A 26,407-nucleotide genomic window follows, 5' to 3' on the forward strand; every position below is an offset into this window, starting at 1 on the left:
CTTGCGTCTGTTCCACACCTCCGACTGGCACCTTGGGCAAAACCTGCACGGCCAGGAGCGCGATTTCGAGCACGCGTGTTTTCTCGAATGGCTGCTGCGCCAGTTGCACTTGGCGCAGCCGGATGTGCTGCTGATTGCCGGCGATATCTTCGATACGGTCAATCCGCCGGTCAAAGCTCAGGAACGCCTTTACGACTTCATCGTCAGCGCTCACGAACAGCAGCCGTTGCTGACCATTGTCATGATCGCCGGCAACCATGATTCCGGCTCGCGGATCGAGCTGCCGGCGCCGTTGATGCGGCGTTTGCGCACTCACGCGTTGGGTCGGGTGCTGTGGCTGGATGACGGGCAGCTCGACGCCGAACGTTTGTTGCTGCCGCTGCCGAATGCCCAGGGAGAAATCGCCGCGTGGTGTCTGGCGCTGCCGTTCTTGCGCCCGGCGGAAGTCACTGGCGCGCATCTGGGTGACAACTATCTGCGCGGCATCGCTCAGGTGCATGAATGGCTGATCGCGGCGGCGAATGCCAAGCGTCAACCCGGGCAGGCGTTGATCGCTATCAGCCACGCGCACATGGCCGGGGGCTCTGTGTCGGAGGATTCCGAACGCAGCCTGATCATCGGCAATGCCGAAGCGCTGCCCGCCAGCCTGTTCGGCGAAAGCATCAGTTACGTCGCCCTCGGCCATTTGCACAAGCCGCAGAAGGTCAACGGCGAGGAGCGCATCCGCTACAGCGGCTCGCCGATTCCGCTGTCGTTCTCCGAAATCGGTTATCAACATCAGGTTCTCGATGTGGTCCTCGAGGGTGAAACCCTGGTCGGCGTCGAGCCGAAATTGATCCCGCGCTCGGTCAATCTGCAACGCATCGGCCCGGCGCCGCTGGCCGAGATTCTGCTGCAACTGGCCGACCTGCCGAACATCGATCTGCTCGCCGAAACCCAGCGCCAGCCCTGGCTCGAAGTGCGCGTGCGTCTGGATGAGCCGCAGCCGGATCTGCGCCATCAAGTGGAAACCGCACTGCAAGGCAAAGCCGTGCGACTGGTGCGCATCGCCGCTGAATACGCCGGCAATCGTGGTGCCGATGGCAGCGATGACGGCAGCACGTTGATCGAACTAGACCAGCTCACCCCGCAGGAATTGTTCAGCCGCGCCTGGCTCGACAATTACGGCAGCGAGGTCGACGAGCAGACGCTCAAGGACTTCGCCGAACTGCTGCAGGACGTGCAACTGGAGGGCGAGCAGCCATGAAGATTCTCGCCATTCGTTTGAAGAACCTGGCCTCGCTGGCCGGTCCGTTCGAGATCGATTTCACCGCCGAACCGCTGGCCAGCGCTGGTCTTTTTGCGATCACCGGCCCCACAGGCGCTGGCAAGAGCACGTTGCTTGATGCGTTGTGTCTGGCGCTGTTCGGCGCCGTACCGCGCCTGAACAACACCGGTCGCGATGCCAAAGTCCCCGACGCTGACGGTGAAATCGCCACTGGCGACCCGCGCACCTTGCTGCGACGCGGCACCGGTGAAGGCTATGCCGAAGTGGATTTTGTCGGCGTCGATGGCCGCCGCTATCGCGCGCGCTGGGAAGCCAATCGTGCTCGCGAGAAGGCTGGTGGCAAACTCCAGGCCAGTCGGCAGAGCCTGCGCGACATCGATCAGGATCAACTGCTCGCCAGCCAGAAAGGCGAATACAAAACCCAGCTGGAAGCCGCGCTGGGCCTGAACTTTGAACAGTTTACTCGCGCTGTGCTGCTGGCGCAGAGTGAGTTCAGCGCGTTCCTCAAGGCTGACGACAACGACCGCAGTGAACTGCTGGAAAAACTCACAGACACCGCGCTCTACACCCGCCTCGGCCGCCGCGCTTTCGACAAGACCAAAGAAGCCCGCGAAGCGCACAAGCTGTTGCAGGATCAGGCTACCGGGATAACGCCTTTGGCGCCGGAAGCGCGCGCCGAACTCGACGAGCGTTTCAACACCGCGCAGCAACATATGAAGGCGCAACAGGCGCAGCTCAAACAGCTTGAGCAACAACACGGTTGGCTGAAGGATTTGCGTCAGTTGCAGGACGCGCAAAAAGCCGCCAGCGAACAACTGCAAACCGCGCAACAGCAATGGCAGGCACTGGCCGGCGAGCGGGTGAAGCTGACGCGTCTGGAACAGCTTGGCCCGCAACGCCATCAGTTCGCGCGCAAGGCCGAGCTTGATGCGCTGCTGACGCCACTGACGACGCAGATTGCCGCGCACACCCAACAACACGCCGCGTTGGGCGAACGCCAGACGCAACTGGCGCAAAACCTCGACGCAGCAAAAGTCGCCCTGAGCGAAGCGCAACAGCGCCAGAGCGAAAACGCGCCGCTGTTGCGTCAGGCATTCGAAGAGCAAAGCACCCTCGCCCGTCTGATCAAGGACACTGCCAGCAGCGCCGAAGCCCGACAAACCGCCGAGCAAGCGTTCAAGGATGGCCAGAGCGCGATTCAGGCCTTGCAGGAAAAACAGGCTGAAGTCGCCGCACGCTTGCAACGCATCGCCACCGAGCTTGAGCAGAGCGCCCATCTGGCGCCCTTGAGCGATGCCTGGAGCGCCTATCGCGACCGTCTGCAACAGCTGATGCTGATCGGCAACCGCATGAACAAGGGCCAGACCGAACTGTCGTCCCTCGAACAGAACGCCGCGCGCAGTGCTGAGCAACTGGCCTCGCACAAACAGCAACTGGAAGTGCTGTTCAAAGAGGCCGGCGCCGAGCCCGATGCGGTTGCGGAACAGATCGGCCTGCTCGGCACCTTGCTGCAGGACAACCGCAAAGAGCTGCGCGCAATCGAAGACCTGTCGCGCCTGTGGGCGTCTCAGCAGGATCTCGACAAGCGCAGCGCCGAGTTGCAACAACGTCAGCTCGACGCGCAGCAGCAACGCGAACGCCTGACCCAGGACGGTGTGAAAACCAAGGCCGAACTGACCGTCGCCGAGCAGACCCTCAATGTCACTCGCGAACTGCTCGAGCGTCAGCGGCTGGCGCGCAGTGCCAGTGTCGAAGAGTTGCGCGCGCAGTTGCAGGACGATCAGCCCTGCCCGGTCTGCGGCAGCAACGAGCATCCCTATCATCAGCCCGAAGCTCTGTTGCAAAGCCTTGGCCGTCACGATGAAAGCGAACAGGCCAACGCCCAGCAAGTGGTCGATCAGCTCAAGGAAAAACTGATCGAGCTGCGCGGCGAAGTCGGTGGCGTGATCGCGCAACAGAAAGAATTGCTCCAGCAACAGGAACAACTGGCGGCGCAACAACAAGCCCTGGCGCCGAGCCTCGACGCGCATCCGCTGGCCGCGCAACTGTTCAATCAGGACGCCGACAAACGCGACGCCTGGCTCAGCCGCCAGACCGAGCAGTTGAACCAGAGCATCACTCAAGACGAGCAACGGCAAAGCGCCCTGCTCACCTTGCAACAGGACGCGGCGCGCTTGTCGCAACAATTGCGTCAGGCCGAGGTGGCGTATCAGCAAGCGGCGCAACAGCTGAGCCATCAGCAGCATGAACTCAACAGCGACCGTCAGCGCCTTGAAGAAGAACTCAGCGCGTTCGGTCCGCTGCTGCCGGCTGACACCCTCGAAGCACTGCGCCTGGAGCCGGCGGCAACATTCATGCAGTTGGATCGGCAGATCGCCGAGCGTCTGGCCCAGCTCGAACAGCAAAAGGAAGAGCTGAGCGAACAGCAGCAACGCCAGCAGACGTTGGAGAAAGAACAGGATCGCCAACAGCTGCGCACTCAGCAACTGCACAGCGCCGAGCAACAATTCACCGCGCTGACCGAGCAGCAGCAAAGCTGTCAGGAAAAACTCGCGCAGTTACTTGGCAAGCACGACAGCGCCGAGCATTGGCAGCAGCAGCTGGAACACGCGGTGGAACAGGCGCGCGTAGCCGAAACCAGTACAGCTGAAGAGCTGCAAAGCGTGCGCACGCAGCTGGTGCAGATCGCAGCCGAACTCAAGTCACAGCAGGATCGCCTGAAAGCATTGGAGGCTGAAGAACAGGCACTCGCCGGCAAGATCGCCGATTGGCGCGCCAGCCACCCGGAACTGGATGACAGCGGCCTGGAAGACTTACTGCGCTTCGACGACGCGCAAGTCGCCGACCTGCGTCAGACCCTTCAGCACAACGAAAAAGCCATCGAACAGGCCCAGGTCTTGTTGCAAGAGCGCGATCAGCGCCTGCTCGATCACCAGGCCCGGCAGGACGGCAATCTTGACGCCGAACAGCTGGACAGCGCCCTCGCCGAGCTGCAAAACCAGTTCGCCGTCAGCGAACAGCAGTGCGCCGAACTGCGCGCCGAACAGGCGGAAGACCAGCGCCGACAGAACGCCAATCAGGCGTTGGCCCGGCAGATCGCTGACGCCTACGCCGAGTATCAACGCTGGGCGCGACTCAGTGCCTTGATTGGCTCGGCCACCGGTGACACCTTCCGCAAGATCGCCCAGGCGTACAACCTCGACCTGCTGGTGCACCACGCCAACGCGCAGCTGCGCCAACTGGTCAAACGCTATCGCCTCAAACGTGGCGGCAGCATGCTCGGCCTGCTGGTGATGGACACGGAAATGGGCGACGAACTGCGCTCGGTGCATTCGCTGTCGGGCGGCGAGACGTTCCTCGTATCACTCGCCCTTGCGCTGGGTCTGGCCTCGATGGCGTCGAGCACGCTGAAAATCGAATCGCTGTTTATCGACGAAGGTTTCGGCAGCCTTGATCCGGAATCCTTGCAACTGGCCATGGACGCGCTCGATGGCTTGCAGGCACAGGGACGCAAGGTGGCGGTGATTTCCCACGTGCAGGAAATGCACGAGCGGATTCCGGTGCAGATTCAGGTGCGGCGCCAAGGCAATGGTTTGAGCACGCTGGAGGTGAAATGAACACGCTGTATTCCTTCCGCCGCTGCCCTTACGCCATGCGTGCGCGAATGGCGTTGCGTTATGCGGGCGTGCCGGTGGAGATTGTCGAAGTCAGTCTCAAGGACAAACCGGCGCAGATGCTGGCGCTCTCGCCCAAGGGCACCGTGCCGGTGCTGAATGCCGATGGCGTGGTGATCGATGAGAGTCTGCAGATCATGCGCTGGGCGTTGGCGCAGAATGATCCGGATGATTGGTTGCTGGGCGGTGATTCGTTCGCGGCACTGTGGATGGAGAAACTGATTGAAGGCAATGATCAGATTTTCAAATCGGCTTTGAATCGCTACAAGTACGCCGAGCGTTACCCTGAGCAGCCGATGGAAGCTTATCGGGCTGAAGGTGCGTTATTTCTGCAGAAACTGGATGAGCTGCTTGAAGGACGTGAGTACTTGCTGGCCGATCATCCGAGCCTCGCCGACATCGCCCTGCTGCCCTTCGTCCGGCAGTTCGCTCACGTTGATCGAGAGTGGTTCGCGCAGACGCCTTATGTTCGCTTGCAAGCCTGGTTGCAGCGCTTGCTCGAATCCGAGCTGTTCACCTCGATCATGAAGAAGTAACCCTCTCTCCCTCTTGATCGTTCCCACGCTCCGCGTGGGAATGCAGCCGGGGACGCTCTGCGTCCCAGTGGAACGCGGAGCGTCCCTTGAGGCATTCCCACGCAGAGCGTGGGAACGATCATTAGGCCAGTGCTTGGCACATGCCCAGCGCCATGCAATCCACTTCAAACGGCCCGAGAAAATCCAGCGCAACCTTGACCGGTGGATTGCCGGCCATCAGCCCCAGCGTGTTGGCTCGTTCAATGTTGTGCGCGATGTTGTGGTTGGCCTCTATGGCCCGGGCCAAGCCGCCCACCGAGCCCTGGCCAAATCCCAACAGTGAGGCGCCGTTGGTCATCAGCGCGAGGCTGGCGATGACCCAGAGTCTGTAGCCTTTCATGCGCCGCCGACTCCTGCGAGTTCGGCCCTGTCGACCATTGCGCTTTGCGAGCGCAGTTCGAACTGGATGCCGGGGTGGGCGACGTCGATCGGGGCGTCGAAGCTGTGTTCCATTTGCGCGCCGATGCTGACAAACAGCACCACGGCCAGGTACAGACCGATGGCCAGATAGGCGCCGCGTTTGGCGGAAGTGAGGATTGCGCTGGCCATGGTGTTCTCCGTGGGCAAAGGTTTCGATGGCCACAGAATCAAACAAAAAAGCCGAAGCAACCACTCAGGGTTTGCAATGATGAATATCAGCTTCGTTGATTATTTAGCGGCTCTATTTGCCGGCGAGAGAAAACCTATGAGTGGAGAACGCGTACGCGCACAGGAGCTGCCGAAGGCTGCGATCTCTTGTTTGATCATTCCCACGCAGAGCATGGGAACGATCAAGATCGCAGCCTTCGGCAGCTCCTACAGGAGAACGGTGCGCTCAGGCTTGGGTTTTGTGATCCAGCGCGGCGTAGAAGTTGGCGCTTTGTTGCAGGTATTTCTGGGTGTAGCTCTGGGTGTGGGATTTTTTGCTGGCGATTTCGACGTTGGCACCGGCTGGCAATACCACGGTGGCAGAAATGGCGGAAGCGGCGATGACGGAGAAGAGATTGAAATTCATGGCGGTAACCCTCGTGTTCGTTTGCTTGGTTTGCCCGGTCGGGCTGTGAAACAAACGTAACGCTCGAGGGTTGCTCGCTTGAAATCTTTTGTAGCATTAGCCGATATCAGTGCAATTAATACAACGATGCAGGCCCCGCAGACCGGGGCCTGTGGCTTATTGTCGCACTAGAAACTTCAGATCGCTTGGCGCGTCCATCGGCAGTTTTTGCACGGTTTTACCGAGCAGACCCGTCTTGGTATCGCGCTCGACGACGACAATCTGGTTGCTCTTCTGGTTGGCGATCAAGACGAATTTACCGCTCGGATCGAGAGCAAACTCGCGCGGGTGATCCCCCTCGACCGAGCGCTTTTGCAGCTCTTTGAGCTGACCGGTCGCAGGATCAATGCCGAACACTACGAGTTGATTGGCCGTGCCGCGATTGCTCACGTAGAGAAACTTGCCGTCAGCCGAAGCATGCAGCGCCGCGCCGGCCTTGTCCGAGGTTGGCTGGCCCGCCGCCAGATCGACCAACTGCGTCTGGCTCAGTACGCCGTCCTTGTAGTCGAACATCGCGACCTGTGCACTCATCTCCATGGTCAGCCAGGCGTGTTTGCCGTCAGCGCTGAACAGCAGATGACGCGGGCCACTGCCGGCCGGCAAGGCTACCGAGGCGGTTTTCGCCGGGGTTAGCGGCAGGTGCGGGTTGGCCTTCGGGTCGTACTGATAGATGAAAACCTTGTCCGCGCCCAAATCATTGGAGAACACATAGCGACCGTCCGGCGAAGACACCGTCGAGTGCACGTGATTCGAGGCCTGGCGCTCAGGGTTGACCCGACTGGCCGGGTGGCCGCTCATCTGCACCACCGGTTTCAGCTGGCCGTCGGCATCGACCGGCAATACCGCCAGGGTGCCGCCCGGGTCTTCCATCACCGAGTAGTTGCTGACGAACAGGTGTCTGGCATCAGCGCTGAGGCTGGAATGGGTCGGCTCGTTGCCCAGGCTCTGCACCTGATTGATCAGGCTCAGCGCGTGGGTCTTCGGGTCGATGGCGAAGCTGCTGACGCGGCCGACCGGGTCAGTCTGGCCCGGGCCGTTTTCGTTGACCACGAACAAGCGCTTCTGGTCTTTCGAGAGGGTCAGCCAGGACGGGTTTTCGGTCTTGATCACTTGCAGCGGCTTGGCGTCGATCTGGCCGGTGGCACTGTCGAACTGCATGCGGTAGATGCCCTGGCTGGAACCGGCGGTGTACGAGCCGACCAGCAACTGCAAGGTGTCGGCGCTGGCGCTGGAAAGCCCCATCGCGCCGACGCTGCCGGCCATCAGCAAAGGCCAGAAATTACGCATCTTCATTATTGTCATCCTCATCGTCGCTGCTGCTGACTACGTCGCCGAGGCACACCAGACGATGCTCGCCCGTGGTCTTGGTGTCGCTGGCGTAACCGACGATCAGCCAGCTCTGCAGCGTCTCATCGAACGTCGCTTGCGCGACCTGCGCCGGGGTGAATTCCCAGTGCTTGGCTGCACGGCCATCAATGCATTCGATGTGCAGGTTATCGTCCTCGTCGAGGGCGAATTCGAAGGCGTGCAGGCCATCGATTTCGACCATATCGCAGTGTTCGAGGGCGTTGAGAAGGGTTTGGGCAGTCATGGCAAACAGTCTTTCTTTGGGGGGAAAGGGCCAATGATAGCCCAATGTGATCCAGAGGCCCCTGCTGGAACCTCTGTCTGATCGTTCCCACGCTCCGCGTGGGAATGCCTCAAGGGACGCTCCGCGTTCCATTGGGACGCAGAGCGTCCCGGGCTGCATTCCCACGCAGAGCGTGGGAACGATCAACACAAAAAATCGCGGTGCTGGCTAGATCGCCTCACGCGATGGCTTGCCATCCACCAGGCGCTGAATCCGCAGCGGGTTGGCGTTTTTCAGTGGTTCGGGCAGCAAGCTGTCCGGGTAGTTCTGGAAGCACACCGGGCGCAGGAAGCGATCGATCGCCAGCGTGCCCACTGACGTGCCGCGCGCATCGGACGTCGCCGGGTACGGGCCGCCATGCACCATCGAATCGCACACTTCGACACCAGTCGGATAACCATTGAGCAGGATGCGCCCGACTTTCTGTTCCAGCAGCGGCGTCAGTTCGGCGAATTGCTCGAAGTCAGACGGCTCACCAATGATCGTCGCGGTCAGTTGACCGTGCAGGCCGTGCAGCGCTGCGCTCAGTTGTGCCTGATCGGCCACTTCGACGATTACTGTGGTCGGACCGAACACTTCTTCCTGTAGCACTTCGTCGCCGTTGATCAACAGGCTGACATCGGCCTTGAACAACTGCGGCTGCGCCTGATTGCCCTGCTGCGGATTACCGGCCAGATGCTCAATGCCGCTGTGCGCCAGGAGCTTTTCCAGGCCTTTACCGTAGCTGCCGAGGGTGCCGGCGTTGAGCATGGTTTGCGCCGGTTGATCACCGATCGCAGCGGCGACTTGCTCTACAAACGCGCTGAACTGCGGTGAGCGAATACCGATCACCAGCCCCGGGTTGGTGCAGAACTGACCGCAACCCTGCACTACCGAAGCGGTGAGGTCGCGCGCGACGGTTTCCGCACGCGTGGCCAGGGCCTGCGGCAAGACGATCACCGGGTTGATGCTCGACATCTCGGCAAACACCGGGATCGGTTGCGGACGTGCGGCAGCCATGTCGCACAGGGCGCGACCGCCCTTCAGCGAGCCAGTGAAACCAACGGCCTGAATCGCCGGATGCTTGACCAGCCATTCGCCGACGCCGCCACCGTAAATCATGTTGAACACGCCAGCGGGCATACCGGTTTTTTCTGCGGCACGAATGATCGCGTCGGCGACCAGTTCAGCCGTGGCCATATGGCCGCTGTGGGCCTTGAATACCACCGGGCAACCCGCGGCCAGTGCTGCTGCGGTATCGCCACCGGCAGTGGAGAACGCCAGCGGGAAGTTGCTCGCACCAAACACCGCGACCGGGCCGAGGCCGATGCGGTACTGACGCAGATCCGGACGTGGCAGCGGCTGGCGATCCGGCAGTGCCAGATCGATCCGTGCGCCGTAGAAATCACCGCGACGCAGGACTTTGGCGAACAGACGCATCTGCCCGCTGGTGCGACCACGCTCGCCCTGAATGCGTCCGGCGGGCAGCGCGGTTTCGCGGCAGACCACGGCGACGAAATCGTCGCCAAGCGCATCCAGTTCATCCGCGACCGCATCGAGGAACTGCGCGCGACGTTCGGCGCTGAGGCTGCGATAGGTCGGGTAAGCCGCAGCGGCAGCCTTGGCGGCGGCATCGACCTCTTCGGCCGTGGCCTGGATGAAATCATGCGGCAGGGCCTCGCCAGTGCTGGCGTCGACCGAGTGCAGTTTGACGCTGCCGGCGGCGCTGCGCTGACCGCCGATGTAGTTGTGACCGAGAATCTGAGTCATGGGATCTCCTTAAAGGGTGCCGATGCTGTCCGGTTCAAAAGCCGCCTGAACCGGTGCGATACCGTTGACCAGCGGTGCGCCGAAGTCGGCCTGGCTGATCTCGAACGTGTCGCCCGGCTGGGTGCGGATGCCGTCGGCAAACGACAGGGTCGCAGTGCCGAAAAAGTGAATGTGCACGTCGCCCGGACGCAGGAACTGACTGTATTTGAAGTGGTGGTACTCGAGGTTCGCCAGGCTGTGGCACATGTTGGCCTCGCCACTGAGGAACTCGTTCTGCCAGAGCACTTCGCCGTCACGCAGGATTCGGCTGGTGCCGGCAAGGTGTTGAGGCAATTCACCGGTACGAAGTTCCGGGCCATAACTGCAACTGCGCAATTTCGAGTGCGCCAGGTACAGGTAATTCTTGCGTTCCATGACGTGATCGGAGAACTCGTTACCGACGGCGAAACCGAGGCGATACGGCTTGCCGTCGTTGCCGATGACGTACAGGCCGGCCATCTCTGGCTCTTCACCGGCGTCTTCGGCGAACGGCGGCAGCGGGAACGCCTGCCCCGGACGCACGACAATGCTGCCGTCGCCCTTGTAGAACCACTCCGGTTGCACACCGGCCTGCCCCGCCGCCGGTTTGCCACCCTCCACGCCCCATTTGAAAATGCGCATGGTGTCGGTCATTGCCGCTTCATCGCCGGCCTGCTGGTGCATCTTGTCCCGGGCCGAAGCGCTGCCCAGATGGGTCAGGCCGGTACCGCTGACCAGCATGTGCGCCGGGTCCGGGTGATCGAGTGGCGGCAGGATGCGCAGGTCTTTGAGCAACTGCCCATAGTCGTGACTGGCGCCGAGGCCGAGGCTTTGCACTTGCTGCTCAAGCGAGTTGCCGGCCTCGATTGCCGCCAGGGCCAGATCACGGACACTGCGGGCGTCCTCGACTTCGCGGACCTGACCGTTGTCGACCACGCCGACCCGGCGCTCGCCGTTGGGTAATTCGAATTGAACCAGATGCATGATTTTCTCCTGTTCCATCAAAAACGCCGCTATCCCCTGTGGGAGCGAGCCTGCTCGCGAAAGCGGTGTACCGGTCACCAACAGTGTTGAATGTGATGGCCTCTTCGCGAGCAGGCTCGCTCCCACAGGGGCCAGTGTTGGTCAGTCAAGTTCGGGTCGCGCCACGGGCGCTGGCGGCGAACTGGTCGACGGGCAGCACATGCTTGCGTTCCAGCACGCGGTAAACGACGCCGGTCAGAATCAGCCCGAACACCATCACGCCCGAGAGGAAGTACAACCCCGAAGCCAGATTGCCGGTGTATTCCTTCAACGCGCCGATCACGAACGGCCCGATATACCCGCCCAGATTGCCCACCGAGTTGATCAAGGCAATCCCCGCCGCCGCACTCGCGCCAGCAAAGAAACGCCCCGGCAAGGTCCAGAACACTGCGGTGCATGAGAACAGCGCGAACGCCACCAGACACAGCGCCGCCAGTTGCGCCACCGGTAGCGACAGCCAGGCACTGAGGAACAGGCCCAGCGCACCGAGCACATAGAGCACCGCCAAGTGGCCGTAGCGATCATTCAAGCGGTCGGAACTGCGCGGAATGATCAGCAGGCCGATGATCCCGAAAATGTATGGCACCGAAGAGACGAAACCGGTGACCAGATCGCTGCCGCCGAACTGTTTGATCAACGTCGGCAGCCACAGGCCCAGACCATAAATGCTCAGGGTCACCGGCAGATAGAACAGCGCCAGCAACAACACACGTTTGTCTTTCAGCGCATGCAGCGGATTGCCGTGACGGGTCTGGCCGTACTCCTGCAAATCCTTTTTCAGTTCGCCGGTCAGCCAGTCTTTTTCCGCCTGATCCATCCACTTCACTTGCTGCGGGCCGTCCGGCAGCCAGCGCAGCACCGGCCAGGTCAGCAGGATCGCCGGGGTGCCGATGACGATGAACAGCCACTGCCAGCCGTGCAGGCCGAGGATGCCGTCCATGCCGAGCAAACCGCCGGACACGGGACCGGTGATCATCATCGCGATGGGTTGCGAGAGGATGAACAGGCCGAGGATCTTGCCGCGATGGCGCACCGGGAACCATTGGGTGATGTAGTACAGCACGCCGGGAAAGAAGCCCGCTTCGGCCGCGCCGAGCAGAAAACGCATCACATAGAAGCTGTGCGGCCCTTGCACGAAGGCCATGCCGATGGTGATCGCGCCCCAGGTGATCATGATCCGCGCGAACCAGCGCCGCGCGCCGAAGCGTTCGAGCATCAGGTTGCTGGGAATCTCTAGAAGAAAGTAGCCGATGAAAAACAGCCCGGCACCGAGGCCATAGGCGGCGTCGCCGATACCAATGTCCGCGCCCATGTGCAGCTTGGCGAAGCCGACGGCGGAGCGATCCACATAGGCGATCAGGTACAGCAGGATCAGGAAGGGAATCAGTTTCAGTGTGATGCGCCGGACAAGCCGCAATTCCTGGCTCATGAGATCGGTCTCCGATTGTTGTTTTTATAGAACCTCGGGGGACGCCTCTCGCCAAAACAGCCAGGGCCATCCCTCCGTCGAAAACGACTATATAGTAATACTAATTACCCAACAACACTACCAAAGCGCGGATTTTGAGCTTAGATTAAGCGTCAGCTCGCAAACAATAGTCTTACAATAAGAGAATCGATCATGTCTGATAAGAAACCCACCCTGCGCTCCGCCCAATGGTTTGGCACGGCCGACAAGAACGGCTTCATGTACCGCAGCTGGATGAAGAATCAGGGCATCGCCGACCATCAGTTCCACGGCAAGCCGATCATCGGCATCTGCAACACCTGGTCGGAACTGACCCCGTGCAACGCGCACTTCCGCCAGATCGCGGAGCACGTCAAACGCGGGGTGATCGAGGCTGGTGGTTTTCCGGTGGAGTTTCCGGTGTTCTCCAACGGCGAATCGAACCTGCGCCCGACTGCCATGCTCACCCGCAACCTGGCGAGCATGGACGTTGAAGAAGCGATTCGCGGCAACCCAATCGACGGCGTCGTGCTGCTCACCGGTTGCGACAAAACCACTCCAGCACTGTTGATGGGCGCGGCCAGTTGCGACGTGCCGGCCATCGTCGTCACCGGCGGGCCGATGCTCAACGGCAAGCACAAGGGCAAAGATATCGGCTCTGGCACCGTGGTCTGGCAGCTCAGCGAACAAGTCAAGGCCGGCACCATCACCATCGACGACTTCCTCGCAGCCGAGGGCGGCATGTCGCGTTCGGCGGGCACCTGCAACACCATGGGCACCGCGTCGACCATGGCGTGCATGGCTGAAGCGCTGGGCACTTCGCTGCCGCACAACGCCGCGATTCCGGCCGTAGATGCGCGCCGTTATGTGCTGGCGCACATGTCCGGCATGCGTGCGGTGGAGATGGTTCGCGAAGATTTGAAACTGTCGAAGATCCTCACCAAGGAAGCCTTTGAAAACGCCATTCGCGTCAACGCCGCCATCGGTGGTTCGACCAATGCCGTGATCCACTTGAAAGCCATTGCCGGGCGCATCGGCGTCGAGCTCGATCTGGACGACTGGACCCGCATCGGTCGCGGCATGCCGACCATCGTCGACCTGCAACCGTCCGGGCGTTTCCTGATGGAAGAGTTCTACTACGCCGGTGGCCTGCCAGCGGTACTGCGTCGCCTCGGCGAAGCCGATCTGATCCCCAACCCGAACGCACTGACCGTCAACGGCAAGTCCATCGGCGAGAACACCAAGGACGCGCCGATCTATGGCGAAGACCAAGTGATCCGCACCCTCGACAATCCGATTCGCGCTGACGGTGGCATCTGCGTGTTGCGCGGCAATCTGGCGCCGCTGGGCGCGGTACTCAAACCGTCCGCCGCTAGCGCTGAACTGATGCAGCATCGCGGTCGCGCCGTGGTGTTCGAGAACTTCGACATGTACAAGGCGCGGATCAACGATCCGGAGCTGGACGTCGATAAGGATTCGATTCTGGTGATGAAGAACTGCGGGCCGAAGGGTTATCCGGGCATGGCTGAAGTCGGCAACATGGGCTTGCCGGCCAAGCTGTTGGCGCAAGGCGTGACGGACATGGTGCGCATTTCCGATGCACGCATGAGTGGCACCGCTTACGGCACGGTGGTTTTGCACGTTGCCCCGGAAGCGGCAGCGGGCGGGCCTTTGGCGGCGGTGCAGGAAGGCGACTGGATCGAACTCGATTGCGCCAGCGGCCGTCTGCATCTGGACATTCCGGACGCGGAACTGGCCGCGCGCATGGCCGATCTGCAAGCGCCGCAACAGTTGTTGGTGGGCGGTTATCGTCAGCTGTACATCGATCACGTCCTGCAGGCGGATCAGGGTTGCGACTTTGACTTCCTGGTTGGTTGCCGAGGTGCCGAGGTTCCGCGCCACTCCCACTAACAGCGCAATTCCCCTGTGGGAGCGAGCCTGCTCGCGAAGAGGGAGTGTCAGTCGACATCTATTTGACTGATATGCCGCCTTCGCGAGCAGGCTCGCTCCCACAGTTGCTTTTGCGTATCGCCTCAAATCTGTGCCGTGCCTGCTATGATGCGCGGCATCTCCATCGCTCAGGATCGCGCCACTCCCCATGGATTACCGCAAACCTTCCGACCGTAAAAGCATGCACTCGCGCATCGTCCAGGAACTGGGCATGCAGATCGTCTCCGGACGCTTTTTGCCCGACGACAAACTGCCCGCCGAAGCCCTGCTGTGCGAGGAGTACGCGGTCAGTCGGCCGGTGTTGCGCGAAGCCACGCGGGTGCTGGTGGCCAAGGGGCTGGTGTATTCCAAGCCGCGCGTCGGCACCGTGGTCAAGGCGCGCCGCGAATGGCACATGCTCGACCCGGACGTGCTGCACTGGTTGATGCAGAGCAGCCCGCAGAATGAATTCTTCAACGTGCTGACCAGCGTGCGCAGCATCATCGAACCGGCAGCCGCCGCCCTCGCCGCCCAGCATGCAACCGATGCCGACATCGCCGCGATCAACGAAGCCTACCAACGCATGGAAGCCGCGCCGACCCCGGAAGCGCTGTTGCAGCCGGACCTGGACTTCCACAGCCGCATCGCCGATGCGACGCACAACGACCTGCTGGCGAACCTGTGCAATATGTTGGCGGTAGCGATTGCCGAGGCGTTGAAGCATTCCAATCAACGGCCGAATCTGCATGAACTGGCGTTGCCGCGACACAAGGCGATTCTGACGGCGATCGAGAATCGTGATGCCCTGGGCGCCCGGCATGCGACGCTGGTGCAGCTGGATGATGCGCGCAGTGCGTTGAGTGTGGTGCTTGGCGCTGAGCTTTCTTAGGGCTTGAGACCGCTTGCCCTCACCCTAGCCCTCTCCCAGAGGTAGAGGGGACCGATTGGGGAATATTTGAGATTTACGCCGGCTTGAACGTTCTGCTGTGAATCCATAACCGACTCGGTATTTCAGGCCGATATATCTAGCCGCACCCCTCGGTCAGTCCCCTCTCCCTCCGGGAGAGGGCTAGGGTGAGGGGCTCTTGATGTTGATTCACAAAAAAAGCCGCAACCCCTCAAGGTTGCGGCTTTGTCGTTTCAGCCTGTCAGATCAGTGGGCAAACAGCGAATTGCCCTTCTGCCCCGCCAGCTTCTCAGGCTTGATCAGGAACTTGGCCAGCGCCGGCAGCAGCCACAGCGCACCGAACATGTTCCACAGCAGCATGAAGGTCAGCATCAGGCCCATGTCGGCCTGGAACTTGATCGCCGAGAAGATCCAGGTGCACACGCCGATCGCCAGGCACAGGCCGGTGAACAGCACCGCTTTACCGGTCGACTTCAGCGTCTGGTAATAGGCTTCCTGCAACGGCAGCCCGGCACGCAGGAAACTTTCCAGGCGGCTGTAGATGTAGATGCCGTAGTCCACGCCAATCCCCACGCCCAACGCCACCACTGGCAGCGTCGCGACTTTCACGCCGATGCCCATGAACGCCATCAGCGCGTTGCCGAGTACCGAGGTCAGCACCAGCGGCAGGACGATGCACAGGGTCGCTGCCCATGAGCGGAAGGTGATCATGCACATCACTGCCACGCAGATGTACACCAGGATCAGGATGGTCAGCTCAGCCTGTTTGATGACTTCGTTGGTGGCTGCTTCGATCCCGGCGTTACCGGCAGCGAGGATGAATTCCAGGCCGTCCTTGTTGTTTTCCTTGGCGAACTCCTGCACCGCGTTGACAGCACGATCGAGGGTTTCAGCTTTGTGATCGTTAAGGAACACCAGTACCGGTGCCAGCGAGCAGCTGTTGTTGTACAGGCCATCGGCGCGGGCGATCGAGTTGTTCAGTACGTCCGGGTTGCGCGACAGGGTTTCCCATTTCAGGTTGCCCTCGTTCATGCCCTTGATCATCTGCTTGGACACGGTCACCAGCGAGATCGCCGACTGTACGCCCTCGGTGTTCTGCATCTTCCACATCAGCTGATCGATCGGCGCCATGGCTTCGTAGCGCGAGCAGCCTTCAGCCTTGGTCTTGACCATCACCACCAGCACGTCGGAGCTGGTCGAGTAGTTGCTGATGATGAAGTTGTTGTCCTTGTTATAGCGCGAGTCCGGACGCAGTTCCGGCGCGCCCTGGTCGAGGTCGCCGATCTTCAGGTTCTGGCTGTACCAGAGGCCACCACCGAAGGCGATCAGCGCCAGCGCTACCGAAATCGGCGCGACTTTCGGGCTGGCGAAGTTCGACAGCAGGCGCCAGAACGGGTGTTCGCGGTTCGCATCTTTCTTGCTCTTGGCAATCGCGCGCTTGCTGATGCCGACATAGGAAATCGCCACCGGCAGCAGGATCAGGTTGGTGAACACGATCACCGCAACGCCGATGGACGCGCCGATGGCCAGTTCACGGATCACCCCGATGTCGATGATCAGCAGGGTAATGAAGCCCACCGCGTCGGCCAGAATCGCGATCATCCCCGGCAGGAACAACTGGCGGAAGGTGCGCCGAGCAGCGGTCAGCGCGTTATCGGCCTCGCTGGATTGCAGGGCGATACCGTTGATCTTCTGCACGCCGTGGGAGATGCCAATGGCGAAAATCAGGAACGGCACCAGCATTGAATACGGGTCGAGGCCGAAGCCGAAGAAGTGCATCAACCCGAGCTGCCAGACCACCGCCACCAGCGTCGTGCTCAACACCGCGATGGTGCTGCGCAGGCAGTTGGTGAACCACAGCAGCAGTATCAGGGTGATGACGAAGGCGACACCGAAGAACAGCACCACCATCACCAGACCGTCGATCAGGTCGCCGACCTTCTTGGCGAAACCGACGATGTGGATCTTGATGTTGGGGTTCTGCGCTTCGAACTTGTTGCGGATCTTGTCTTCCAGCTCATGGGAGAACTGGCGATAGTCCAGCGCCAGCAACTTGCCCTGATCCTGCGGGTCCGGGTAGGCCTCCAGCAGCGGGATGTCGACGATGCTCGACTTGAAATCGTTGGCTACCAGACGCCCGACCTGGCCGGACTTGAGCACGTTGTTGCGCAGCAGATCGAGACTGTCTTGAGAGCCGTTGTAGCTCTGCGGAATCACTTCACCGCCGGCGAAACCCTCTTCGGTCACTTCGGTCCAGCGTACGCTCGGGCTCCACAGCGATTTGAGGCCGGAACGATCGACGCCGGAAATGTAGAACACTTCGTCGTTGATCTGGCGCAGGGTCTCCATGTACTCCTTGGAGAAGATGTCGCCGTCGGTGGCTTCCACCGAAATACGCACGGTGTTGCCGAGGTTCGCCAGATCGTTGCGGTGTTCCATCATCTTTTCGATGAAGGGATGCTGCAGCGGGATCATTTTTTCAAAACTGGTCGACGGCCGGATCAGCGTGGCCTGCCAGAACAGGAAAATGCTCACCACCAGGCAGATCAGGATCACGGCCGGACGGTTGTTGAAGATCAAGCGTTCAAGAAACGTCGCCTTGTCTTGCTGAGGAGTGATCAAGGAAGTCATAGCCCCGCCTTCTTGTTATTGGTCTCGGCACCGTTTGGCTGGGTGATGTGCAAGCCACCCTGCCCGGTCAGAATCAGGTTGCCGTTGCCGGCGGCGGTGACCGACGACAGCGAAATGCGATCCGGGCGGTTGAACACGCTGAAGCTCTCGCCATTGTCGCTGCTGCTGATCACCGAGCCGCCGTTGCCGACGATGACGATCGAGCCGTCTTCCAGCAGCGTGCCGCCGGACAGGCCGAACTCCAGCGCACCGCGTGCGGCTTTGAGTTCGACCTGCTCCCAGTTGCTGCCGAAATCAGTGGAGCGATAAAGATTGCCGCGCAAGCCGTACGCCAGCAGGGTCTGCGGCTGCGCCGTGCCGATCACACCGAACAGCGAACCTTCGTACGGGCCTTCGAGCTTTTCCCAGGTCTGGCCGTCATCGGCGGAGCGGAACATGCTGCCGGACTCGCCGACGATGAACAGCCCGGCGTCTTTCACGGCGGCGATGGCGTTGAGGTGGAACTGGTCTTCGTTGTCGAGGCGATCGCTGACGTCTTCCCAGTTCTTGCCGCCGTCGGTGGTTTCCAGCAGCGTGCCGTAGGCGCCCACGGCAAAGCCGCTGCTGGCGTCCTTGAACCAGACGTCGAGCAGCGGCGATTCGCGTGCGAGGTCTTCGAATTGTTTGGTCCAGGTCAGACCGCCGTCTGCGCTGGCGAGAATCTGTGCGTCGTGGCCCACGGCCCAGCCGTTTTTGTCATCGACGAAATACACGGCAGTGAGCAGTTGCCGGGTCGGCACCTTGGCCTGGGTCCAGGTTTTGCCCTGGTCATCGGAATAGACGATGTGCCCGCGATCGCCGACCGCGACAAGACGCGCGCCAGCGTGGACGACATCAAGAATCAGGCTTTTTGCGGCCTTGGCCGATTCGGTGGCATAGACCACGTCAGCCGGGGCCTCGGCGGCAATCACAGGTGCCGATAACGTGGCAAAGCCCAGCAGCGAGAGTGCTGTGGCCAGCAACGCGGTGTTGCGTAACGCCGGCGGGCGGCAACGACTCATAGACCTTCCCCTATTTATTATTGTTGGGCCATCGGGCCTTCAAGGGCGCCGCAAGGGTGCTCGGCTACTGGCGTTTCAGAAGCATAGTCCTGAAACCCGCAATCCAGAGCCCCTTCGGAAGCTGGCTCATCCTATCGGGCTTTGCAAATGTCTGACAATCGGCGCCGCGTTATCTTTTGTTAACCGAAAGCGGCTCTCTGTAACCCATCATTTTCCCTGTGGGAGCGAGCCTGCTCGCGAATGCGGTGTATCAGTCACCCTGTTTATTGGCTGACCCACCGCTTTCGCGAGCAGGCTCGCTCCCACAGGGTTTGTAGTGATGGTTGGTTTTGCGACAAAGGGTGAATGCGCAGCCATTCGTAGGATGGATGACGCAATTGTTGCGGAGGGGACTTGCAGGATCGGTATTATGGTATACCATCAGACGCACAGACACTCTCAATCCCCCAAACGGAGCAGCTCATGAGTTTCGAAATTCGCAAGATCGTCAGCTATGTCGAAGAAACCTTCATCGAAGGCGGCAAGTCCACTGACAAGCCGGTGACCATGGTCGGCCTCGCCGTGGTGATGAAGAACCCGTGGGTGGGCAATGGTTTTGTCGAAGACCTCAAGCCGCAGATCCGCGCCAACTGCTCCGACCTCGGCGCAATGATGGTCGAGCGTCTGGTGGGCATCATTGGTGGCGCCGAGAAGATCGAGGCTTATGGCAAAGCGGCGGTGGTCGGCGCTGATGGCGAGATCGAACACGCCTCCGCGGTGATCCACACCCTGCGCTTCGGCAACCACTATCGCGAAGCGGTGAAAGCCAAGAGCTACCTGAGCTTCACCAACAAGCGCGGCGGTCCGGGCACGTCGATTCAGATCCCGATGATGCACAAGGACGACGAAGGCCTGCGTTCGCACTACATCACCCTGGAAATGCAGATTGAAGACGCGCCGCGTGCCGACGAAATCGTGGTGGTGCTGGGTTGCGCCGACGGTGGCCGCCTGCACCCGCGCATCGGCAACCGCTACATCGATCTGGAAGAACTGGCCGCCGAAAAAGCCCAGTAATCACAACAAGAAAGGCATTGCAGGAGCGCTCCATGATTCGGCTCACCGCTGAACTCACCCCGGCTGGCACCAGTTACCTGGCGACCGGCCAAGGCCAGCCCGTGGTATTGATCCACGGCGTGGGCCTGAACAAAGAAATGTGGGGCGGGCAGATTGTCGGCCTCGCCAGCCAGTACCAGGTGATCGCCTACGACATGCTCGGCCACGGCGCCAGTCCGCGCCCGGCCAGCGGCACCGACCTGCTCGGTTACGCCGATCAGTTGCTCGAGCTGCTCGATCACCTGAATCTGCCCCAGGCAGCGGTGATCGGTTTCTCCATGGGCGGTCTGGTCGCGCGGGCCTTCGCCCTGCACTACCCGGAGCGCCTGCAAAGCCTGGTGGTGCTGAACAGCGTGTTCAACCGCAGCGAAGAACAGCGTGCCGGCGTCATCGCACGCACTGCGCAGGCTGCCGAGCATGGCCCGGACGCCAACGCCGAAGCCGCCCTGTCACGCTGGTTCAGCCGTGAATATCAGGCGGCCAACCCGGCGCAGATCGCCGCGTTGCGCCAGACCTTGGCCAACAACGATCCGCAGGGTTACCTGACCACCTACGAATTGTTCGCCACCCAGGACATGTACCGCGCCGACGACCTGAGCAGCATTCAGGCGCCGACACTGATCGCCACTGGCGAACTCGACCCCGGTTCGACCCCGGAAATGGCCGAGCAACTGGCCCGACGCATCCCCGCTGCGAAGGTTGCCGTGCTGCCCGAGCAACGGCATATGATGCCGGTAGAGTCGCCGCGTCTGGTCAATCAGATGCTGCTGGAATTTCTCCAATTCGCACACGCCCGACAAAACCATATAAAGGGGATCGTTGCATGACACTCGCACGCTTCCAGATGTGCATCGGCGGAGACTGGGTCGACGCCCTCTCCGGCAAGACCTTCGAAAGCCTCAACCCGGCCTCCGCGCAAGCCTGGGCGCAATTGCCCGACGCCGATGAAGCGGACGTCGAACGCGCCGTGCAAGCAGCGCAAACTGCTTTTGACAGCCCGGCGTGGCGCGGTCTGACCGCCACTGCGCGCGGCAAACTGCTGCGCCGCCTCGGTGATCTGATCGCAGAAAACAAGGAACACCTGGCGCAGCTTGAAAGCCGTGACAACGGCAAGCTGATCCGCGAAACCCGTGGCCAGGTCAGCTATCTGCCAGAGTTCTTCCACTACACCGCAGGCCTCGCCGACAAGCTTGAAGGCGGCACCCTGCCGCTGGACAAGCCTGACCTGTTTGCCTACACCGTGCACGAAGCCATGGGTGTGGTCGCCGCGATCATTCCATGGAACAGCCCGCTGTACCTGACCGCGATCAAACTGGCCCCGGCCCTCGCCGCCGGCAACACGATTGTGATCAAGCCGTCCGAGCACGCCTCGGCGACCATTCTCGAGCTGGCGCGTCTGGCCCTTGAAGCCGGGATTCCGCCGGGCGTGGTCAACGTCGTCACCGGTTACGGCCCGAGCACCGGCGCCGCCCTCACCCGCCATCCACTGATCCGCAAGATCGCCTTCACCGGCGGCGCGGCGACGGCACGGCATGTGGTGCGCAGCAGCGCCGAGAATTTCGCCAAGCTGTCGCTGGAACTGGGCGGCAAGTCGCCGAACATCATTTTTGCCGACGCCGATCTCGACAGCGCGATCAACGGCGCGATTGCCGGGATCTACGCAGCGTCCGGGCAGAGTTGCGTGTCCGGTTCGCGCTTGCTGGTGCAGGACGAAATCTACGACGAATTCGTCAATCGTCTGGTCGAGCGCGCCCAGCGCATCCGCATCGGCAACCCGCAGGAAGACCACAGTGAAATGGGGCCGATGGCCACCGCGCAGCAACTGGCGGTGGTCGAAGGTCTGGTCGCCGATGCGATCGCCGAAGGCGCGCGTTTGCGCACCGGTGGCAAGCGTCCGGCGGATCTCGGCGAAGGCTGGTTCTACGAGCCGACGCTGTTCGAGTGCGACCGCAATTCGATGAAGATCATGCAGGAAGAAGTCTTCGGCCCGGTGGCTTCGGTGATTCGTTTCAAAGACGAAGCCGAAGCACTGGCGATCGCCAACGACTCGCAGTTCGGCCTCGCCGCCGGCATCTGGACCCGTGACCTCGGCCGCGCCCATCGTCTGGCGCGTGATGTGCGCTCGGGGATTATCTGGGTCAACACTTACCGCGCAGTGTCGGCGATGGCGCCGATCGGCGGCTTCAAGAACAGTGGCTATGGACGCGAAAGCGGCATCGACTCGGTGCTGGCCTACACCGAACTGAAAACGGTGTGGATCAACCTCTCCCAGGCGCCAATGCCTGATCCGTTTGTGATGCGCTAGGAGTCCTGCGAAATGATCGAACCCGGCATTTACAAAGACGTCATGAGCTCGTTCCCGTCCGGCGTCACGGTGGTCACCACCCTCGACCCGGACGGCGGCATCGTCGGTATCACCGCCAGCGCGTTCAGCGCGCTGTCGATCGACCCGGCGCTGGTGCTGTTCTGCCCTAACTATGCGTCCGACACCTACCCGGTACTGCGCGACAGCAAGAAATTCGCCATCCATTTGCTCTCCGCCGAGCAGACCGCCGAAGCCTACGCGTTCGCCGGCAAGGGCAAGGAAAAGGCCAAGGGCATCGAGTGGCACTTGAGCGATTTGGGCAACCCGATTCTGGCCAAGGCCACGGCGATCATCGAGTGCGAGTTGTGGCGTGAATACGACGGCGGCGATCACGCGATCATTGTCGGCGCAGTGAAGAACCTGATCCTGCCCGAGCAACCGGTGACGCCGATGATTTATCACAAAGGCAAGCTCGGCCCGTTGCCGACTCTGGCCTGAAGCGACAATGCAAAACCCTGTGGGAGCTGGCTTGCCAGCGATGGCGACGGAACATTCAACATCAATGCTGACTGAACTACCGCTATCGCTGGCAAGCCAGCTCCCACAGGATTGAGGTGAGGCGAAAGAAATGAGTAACGAGAAGTATGAAAAAGGTCTGAAAATCCGCACCCAGGTATTGGGCGAAGCCTACGTGCAGCGCTCGATAGACAACGCCGACGATTTCACCCGTCCGCTGCAGGAAATGGTCACCGAATACTGCTGGGGACATGTCTGGGGGCGTGAGGGTCTGTCGCTCAAGGAACGCAGCATGATCAACCTGGCGATGATCTCCGCGCTCAACCGCCCGCATGAACTCAAGCTGCATGTGCGTGGCGCCTTGCGTAACGGCCTGAGTCGTGAGCAAATACGCGAAATTCTGCTTCAGGTCGGCATTTATTGCGGCGTTCCGGCGGCCGTGGACAGTTTCCGGCTGGCCCGTGAAGCCTTTGCCGAAGCCGACGCCGAGGCCTCCAGTTAACCCTCGGCTGTTTTGATGCCCGTCTGGCATGGACAGCCAAGCTCAAGAGCGGACCCCATGAAACGCCAGCCACTCGACGACAGCTTCAAGGTCAATCGCAACCCCGTTACCCTGCGCGAAATCGTGCTGGACAAACTGCGTAGCGCGATCATGAATTTCCAGCTCATGCCAGGCGATCGCCTGGTCGAACGCGACCTGTGTGATCGCCTCGGCGTCAGCCGCACTTCGGTGCGCGAAGCATTGCGTCACCTTGAATCCGAAGGTCTCGTCGAATTCGCCGACGCCAAAGGCCCGCGCGTAGCCATCATCACCCTCGACGACGCCGTCGATATCTACGAATTGCGTTGCGTGCTCGAAGGCTTGATCGTGCAGTTGTTCACCCTGCGTGCCAAAGCCAAGGACATCAAGGCCCTGGAAAAAGCCCTCGATGACAACCGCAAGGCGTTGAAGGACGGCGAGCTGCAACAGGTGATCGACTCGGTGCAGGGCTTCTACGACGTGCTGCTCGAAGGCTCGGGCAACCATGTCGCCGCCACGCAATTGCGTCAGTTGCAGGCGCGCATCAGCTATCTGCGCGCGACCTCGGTCTCCCAAGAAAACCGACGCGGCGCGAGTAATCACGAGATGGAAAAAATGGTCGAGGCGATCAAGAGCGGCGATCCGCTGGCGGCGCATCAGGCCTGTGTGGATCACGTCCGCGCGGCGGCTGCCGTGGCCCTCGATTACCTCAAGCGCAAACAGGAAGAAACCGGCGTCGCCGTCAAAGGCACCCCGGCGATCACCCTGCCGATCGCGCTGAAAGAACCCCGCATAGGTCAATGACATGTTCAGCCCGAGCTTTTGCCCGAAATGCGGTGGCCCTGACCTCGGTCAGCAGACGCCGCCGGGCGATACGCACGAGCGCCTGATGTGCCGCGGCTGCGGCTATATCCACTACGTCAATCCGAAGATCATTGCCGGCTGCATCATCGAGCAGGACGGCAAATACCTATTGTGCCAACGGGCGATTCCTCCGCGCCCGGGCACATGGACCCTGCCGGCCGGTTTCATGGAAAGCGGTGAAACCACCGAGCAGGCGGCGCTGCGCGAAGTCTGGGAAGAAAGCGGCGTGCGCGCGGAAATCGTCTCGCCATATTCGATTTTCAGCGTGCCGAAGATCAGCGAGGTGTACATCATCTTCCGCGCCATCGCCCTGGAGATCACCGGGCAGTACGGGCCGGAGACCATGGATTACAAGTTCTTCGCCCCGGAAGAGATTCCGTGGGAGCAGATCTACTACCCGGCGATCCGGCAGATCCTCGAGCGCTATATCGAAGAGCGCCAGGCCGGGGTGTATGGGATCTACATGGGCAATGATGACAGCGGCAAGATCCATTTCATGCGCTGATCACCACCTATACCCCTGTGGGAGCGAGCCTGCTCGCGAAGGCGTCGTGTCAGTCGATACAAATGTTGAATGATCGAACGCATTCGCGAGCAGGCTCGCTCCCACATAGTTTGGTGGTGTGGCTCAGTTCGGGGCGATGCCTTCTACGATGATGATCTCCGCCCTCGCCCATTCTTCGCGGTAACTTTTCGCCTCCTGATACGCCGCCGAGCGATAGCACGCCACGGCCTGTTCGTAGCTCGCGAACTCGATGATCACGGTGCGCTGTGGCGTCTGCCGCCCTTCCAGCGCTTCACTGCGCCCGCCTCTGGCGAGAAACTTGCCGCCGAATGCGGCAATCGCCTGCGGGGTGCGCTGGGTGTATTGGCTGTAGTGCTCGGCATCGGCTATATCCACATGTGCAATCCAGTACGCCTTCATAGTGACCTCTTTGTTGATTTTGTATTATGGTATACCAATATATTTCCAACGAACCCTGAGAGTCCAGCATGGCCTTCAACAGCATCGAAGAAATCATCGAAGATTATCGCCTCGGCAAAATGGTCCTGCTGGTCGATGACGAAGACCGCGAGAACGAAGGCGACCTGCTGCTGGCCGCCGACCGTTGCACGCCGGAGGCTATCAGCTTCATGGCCCGCGAAGCACGCGGGCTGATCTGCCTGACCCTCACCGACGAACATTGCCAGCGTCTGGGCCTGGAGCAAATGGTACCCGCCAACGGCAGTGTGTTCAGCACTGCATTTACCGTGTCGATCGAAGCGGCGGTCGGCGTGACCACCGGCATCTCCGCGGCGGATCGTGCCTGCACCGTGGCCGCCGCCGTCGCGCCGAATGCCCGTGCCGAAGACCTGGTGCAGCCCGGTCACATCTTCCCGTTGCGCGCCAAGGAAGGTGGCGTGCTGACCCGCGCCGGGCACACCGAGGCCGGTTGCGATCTGGCGCGCCTGGCCGGTTTCACCCCCGCCTCGGTGATTGTCGAAGTGATGAACGACGACGGCACCATGGCCCGCCGCCCGGATCTGGAGCAGTTCGCACGCAAACACGGGATCAAGATCGGCACCATTGCTGACCTGATCCACTATCGCCTGAGCACCGAGCACACCATCGAACGCATCGGTGAACGTGAGCTGCCGACGGTGCATGGCACCTTCCGTTTGATCACCTTCGAAGATCGCATCGAAGGTGGCGTGCACATGGCGATGGTCATGGGCGACCTGCGCCGCGAAGAGCCGACGCTGGTGCGCGTGCATGTGATCGATCCGCTGCGCGATCTGGTCGGCGCCGAGTACAGCGGACCGACGAACTGGACCCTCTGGGCAGCGTTGCAACGGGTCGCGGCGGAAGGTCATGGAGTTGTGGTCGTGCTGGCCAATCATGAATCGTCGCAGGCGTTGCTGGAGCGCGTGCCGCAGTTGACCCAGCCGCCACGGCAGTTCAGCCGCTCGCAGTCGCGGATTTATTCCGAGGTCGGGACGGGGGCGCAGATTCTGCAGAACCTTGGGGTTGGCAAGCTGCGCCACCTTGGCCCACCGCTGAAGTATGCAGGGTTGACCGGGTATGACCTTGAGGTGGTTGAGAGCATTCCGTTCACTGAATGACGCCGCCCTCACCCCAGCCCTCTCCCAAAGGGAGAGGGAGCCGACCGCGTTGACCGGTCGCTATACATCGACCTGGGATACCGA

Annotated in this window: 24 protein-coding genes; 13 read left to right on the forward strand and 11 right to left on the reverse strand. The window is 61.2% G+C overall.

Annotated features, from left to right (window positions below; all coding sequences use genetic code 11):
* The first annotated feature begins 1 nt into the window (after position 1).
* The 3 genes from ACZ9BE_RS12780 to ACZ9BE_RS12790 are packed head-to-tail and all read left to right on the forward strand — an operon-like array spanning position 2 to position 5,477.
* Positions 2-1,246 carry an exonuclease SbcCD subunit D C-terminal domain-containing protein gene (locus ACZ9BE_RS12780; RefSeq protein ID WP_476249520.1) on the forward strand — a complete coding sequence of 415 codons (1,245 nt, stop codon included), beginning with the start codon at positions 2-4 and terminating at the stop codon, positions 1,244-1,246.
* Positions 1,243-4,884, forward strand: a complete 3,642-nt coding sequence (locus ACZ9BE_RS12785) for an AAA family ATPase (protein ID WP_476249521.1) — start codon at positions 1,243-1,245, stop codon at positions 4,882-4,884. The genes ACZ9BE_RS12780 and ACZ9BE_RS12785 overlap by 4 nt, the downstream gene beginning before the upstream one ends.
* The gene (locus ACZ9BE_RS12790; RefSeq protein WP_236169621.1) at positions 4,881-5,477 is read left to right on the forward strand and encodes a glutathione S-transferase; all 597 of its coding nucleotides are present in this window, start codon (positions 4,881-4,883) and stop codon (positions 5,475-5,477) included. The genes ACZ9BE_RS12785 and ACZ9BE_RS12790 overlap by 4 nt, the downstream gene beginning before the upstream one ends.
* A 121-nt stretch (positions 5,478-5,598) precedes the next feature.
* Here ACZ9BE_RS12790 and ACZ9BE_RS12795 read toward each other — a convergent pair whose 3' ends face one another.
* The 8 genes from ACZ9BE_RS12795 to ACZ9BE_RS12830 all read right to left on the reverse strand — a co-directional run bounded on the left by ACZ9BE_RS12795 (position 5,599) and on the right by ACZ9BE_RS12830 (position 12,398).
* Positions 5,599-5,856, reverse strand: a complete 258-nt coding sequence (locus ACZ9BE_RS12795) for a hypothetical protein (RefSeq protein WP_056789426.1) — start codon at positions 5,854-5,856, stop codon at positions 5,599-5,601.
* Positions 5,853-6,065 (reverse strand): hypothetical protein, encoded by a 213-nt coding sequence (locus tag ACZ9BE_RS12800; protein ID WP_039763920.1) that lies wholly within the window; start codon positions 6,063-6,065, stop codon positions 5,853-5,855. Before ACZ9BE_RS12800 ends, ACZ9BE_RS12795 begins: the two co-directional genes overlap by 4 nt.
* A 265-nt stretch (positions 6,066-6,330) precedes the next feature.
* The gene (locus ACZ9BE_RS12805; RefSeq protein WP_016775003.1) at positions 6,331-6,510 is read right to left on the reverse strand and encodes a hypothetical protein; all 180 of its coding nucleotides are present in this window, start codon (positions 6,508-6,510) and stop codon (positions 6,331-6,333) included.
* 156 nt (positions 6,511-6,666) lie between these two features.
* Positions 6,667-7,842 (reverse strand): lactonase family protein, encoded by a 1,176-nt coding sequence (locus tag ACZ9BE_RS12810; protein WP_476249522.1) that lies wholly within the window; start codon positions 7,840-7,842, stop codon positions 6,667-6,669.
* Positions 7,829-8,140, reverse strand: a complete 312-nt coding sequence (locus ACZ9BE_RS12815) for a DUF5629 family protein (RefSeq protein ID WP_056789420.1) — start codon at positions 8,138-8,140, stop codon at positions 7,829-7,831. Before ACZ9BE_RS12815 ends, ACZ9BE_RS12810 begins: the two co-directional genes overlap by 14 nt.
* A 207-nt stretch (positions 8,141-8,347) precedes the next feature.
* On the reverse strand, positions 8,348-9,928 hold the full coding sequence (locus tag ACZ9BE_RS12820; RefSeq protein WP_252878344.1) for an aldehyde dehydrogenase (NADP(+)): 1,581 nt from the start codon (positions 9,926-9,928) through the stop codon (positions 8,348-8,350).
* 9 nt (positions 9,929-9,937) lie between these two features.
* Positions 9,938-10,930, reverse strand: a complete 993-nt coding sequence (gene araD1, locus ACZ9BE_RS12825; protein ID WP_073471123.1) for an AraD1 family protein — start codon at positions 10,928-10,930, stop codon at positions 9,938-9,940.
* A 145-nt stretch (positions 10,931-11,075) separates the two neighbouring features.
* Positions 11,076-12,398: an MFS transporter gene (locus ACZ9BE_RS12830; RefSeq protein ID WP_071172697.1), complete on the reverse strand. Its 1,323-nt coding sequence runs from the start codon at positions 12,396-12,398 to the stop codon at positions 11,076-11,078.
* Between the two features lie 192 nt (positions 12,399-12,590).
* Between ACZ9BE_RS12830 and ACZ9BE_RS12835 the strand changes: the two genes are divergently transcribed.
* Entirely contained in the window at positions 12,591-14,327 is a 1,737-nt protein-coding gene (locus ACZ9BE_RS12835) for an IlvD/Edd family dehydratase (protein ID WP_406226727.1), read from the forward strand.
* A 187-nt stretch (positions 14,328-14,514) separates the two neighbouring features.
* On the forward strand, positions 14,515-15,234 hold the full coding sequence (locus tag ACZ9BE_RS12840) for a FadR/GntR family transcriptional regulator (RefSeq protein WP_024013185.1): 720 nt from the start codon (positions 14,515-14,517) through the stop codon (positions 15,232-15,234).
* Positions 15,235-15,498: 264 nt separating this feature from the next.
* On the opposite strand, the gene ACZ9BE_RS12845 is transcribed toward ACZ9BE_RS12840, so the two are convergent.
* A complete protein-coding gene (locus tag ACZ9BE_RS12845; RefSeq protein WP_076562517.1) occupies positions 15,499-17,883 on the reverse strand; it encodes an efflux RND transporter permease subunit in 2,385 nt (794 codons plus the stop codon).
* Positions 17,880-18,923, reverse strand: coding sequence for a WD40/YVTN/BNR-like repeat-containing protein (locus tag ACZ9BE_RS12850; protein ID WP_423662151.1), 1,044 nt, complete (start codon positions 18,921-18,923; stop codon positions 17,880-17,882). The genes ACZ9BE_RS12845 and ACZ9BE_RS12850 overlap by 4 nt, the downstream gene beginning before the upstream one ends.
* A 462-nt stretch (positions 18,924-19,385) precedes the next feature.
* Between ACZ9BE_RS12850 and ACZ9BE_RS12855 the strand changes: the two genes are divergently transcribed.
* The 7 genes from ACZ9BE_RS12855 to ACZ9BE_RS12885 all read left to right on the forward strand — a co-directional run bounded on the left by ACZ9BE_RS12855 (position 19,386) and on the right by ACZ9BE_RS12885 (position 24,725).
* Positions 19,386-19,976, forward strand: a complete 591-nt coding sequence (locus ACZ9BE_RS12855) for an amino acid synthesis family protein (RefSeq protein ID WP_150635081.1) — start codon at positions 19,386-19,388, stop codon at positions 19,974-19,976.
* 32 nt (positions 19,977-20,008) lie between these two features.
* Complete coding sequence (locus tag ACZ9BE_RS12860; protein WP_024013187.1) at positions 20,009-20,842, forward strand: alpha/beta fold hydrolase; 834 nt, start codon at positions 20,009-20,011, stop codon at positions 20,840-20,842.
* A complete protein-coding gene (locus ACZ9BE_RS12865; protein ID WP_353187616.1) occupies positions 20,839-22,320 on the forward strand; it encodes an aldehyde dehydrogenase in 1,482 nt (493 codons plus the stop codon). The genes ACZ9BE_RS12860 and ACZ9BE_RS12865 overlap by 4 nt, the downstream gene beginning before the upstream one ends.
* A gap of 12 nt (positions 22,321-22,332) precedes the next feature.
* Positions 22,333-22,818: a flavin reductase family protein gene (locus ACZ9BE_RS12870; protein WP_071172702.1), complete on the forward strand. Its 486-nt coding sequence runs from the start codon at positions 22,333-22,335 to the stop codon at positions 22,816-22,818.
* Positions 22,819-22,948: 130 nt separating this feature from the next.
* Positions 22,949-23,338: a carboxymuconolactone decarboxylase family protein gene (locus ACZ9BE_RS12875; RefSeq protein WP_027613073.1), complete on the forward strand. Its 390-nt coding sequence runs from the start codon at positions 22,949-22,951 to the stop codon at positions 23,336-23,338.
* A gap of 57 nt (positions 23,339-23,395) precedes the next feature.
* Complete coding sequence (locus tag ACZ9BE_RS12880) at positions 23,396-24,160, forward strand: GntR family transcriptional regulator (RefSeq protein WP_016775014.1); 765 nt, start codon at positions 23,396-23,398, stop codon at positions 24,158-24,160.
* 1 nt (position 24,161) lies between these two features.
* A complete protein-coding gene (locus tag ACZ9BE_RS12885; protein ID WP_024013191.1) occupies positions 24,162-24,725 on the forward strand; it encodes an NUDIX hydrolase in 564 nt (187 codons plus the stop codon).
* A gap of 123 nt (positions 24,726-24,848) precedes the next feature.
* Here ACZ9BE_RS12885 and ACZ9BE_RS12890 read toward each other — a convergent pair whose 3' ends face one another.
* Positions 24,849-25,145, reverse strand: a complete 297-nt coding sequence (locus tag ACZ9BE_RS12890; protein WP_095180201.1) for a DUF1330 domain-containing protein — start codon at positions 25,143-25,145, stop codon at positions 24,849-24,851.
* A gap of 68 nt (positions 25,146-25,213) precedes the next feature.
* Here ACZ9BE_RS12890 and ribBA point away from each other — a divergent pair, with 68 nt between their 5' ends.
* Positions 25,214-26,323, forward strand: coding sequence for a bifunctional 3,4-dihydroxy-2-butanone-4-phosphate synthase/GTP cyclohydrolase II (ribBA, locus tag ACZ9BE_RS12895; RefSeq protein ID WP_016775017.1), 1,110 nt, complete (start codon positions 25,214-25,216; stop codon positions 26,321-26,323).
* Positions 26,324-26,407 lie beyond the last annotated feature (84 nt).

The sequence above is a fragment of the Pseudomonas sp. TE9122 genome, assembly GCF_056278925.1.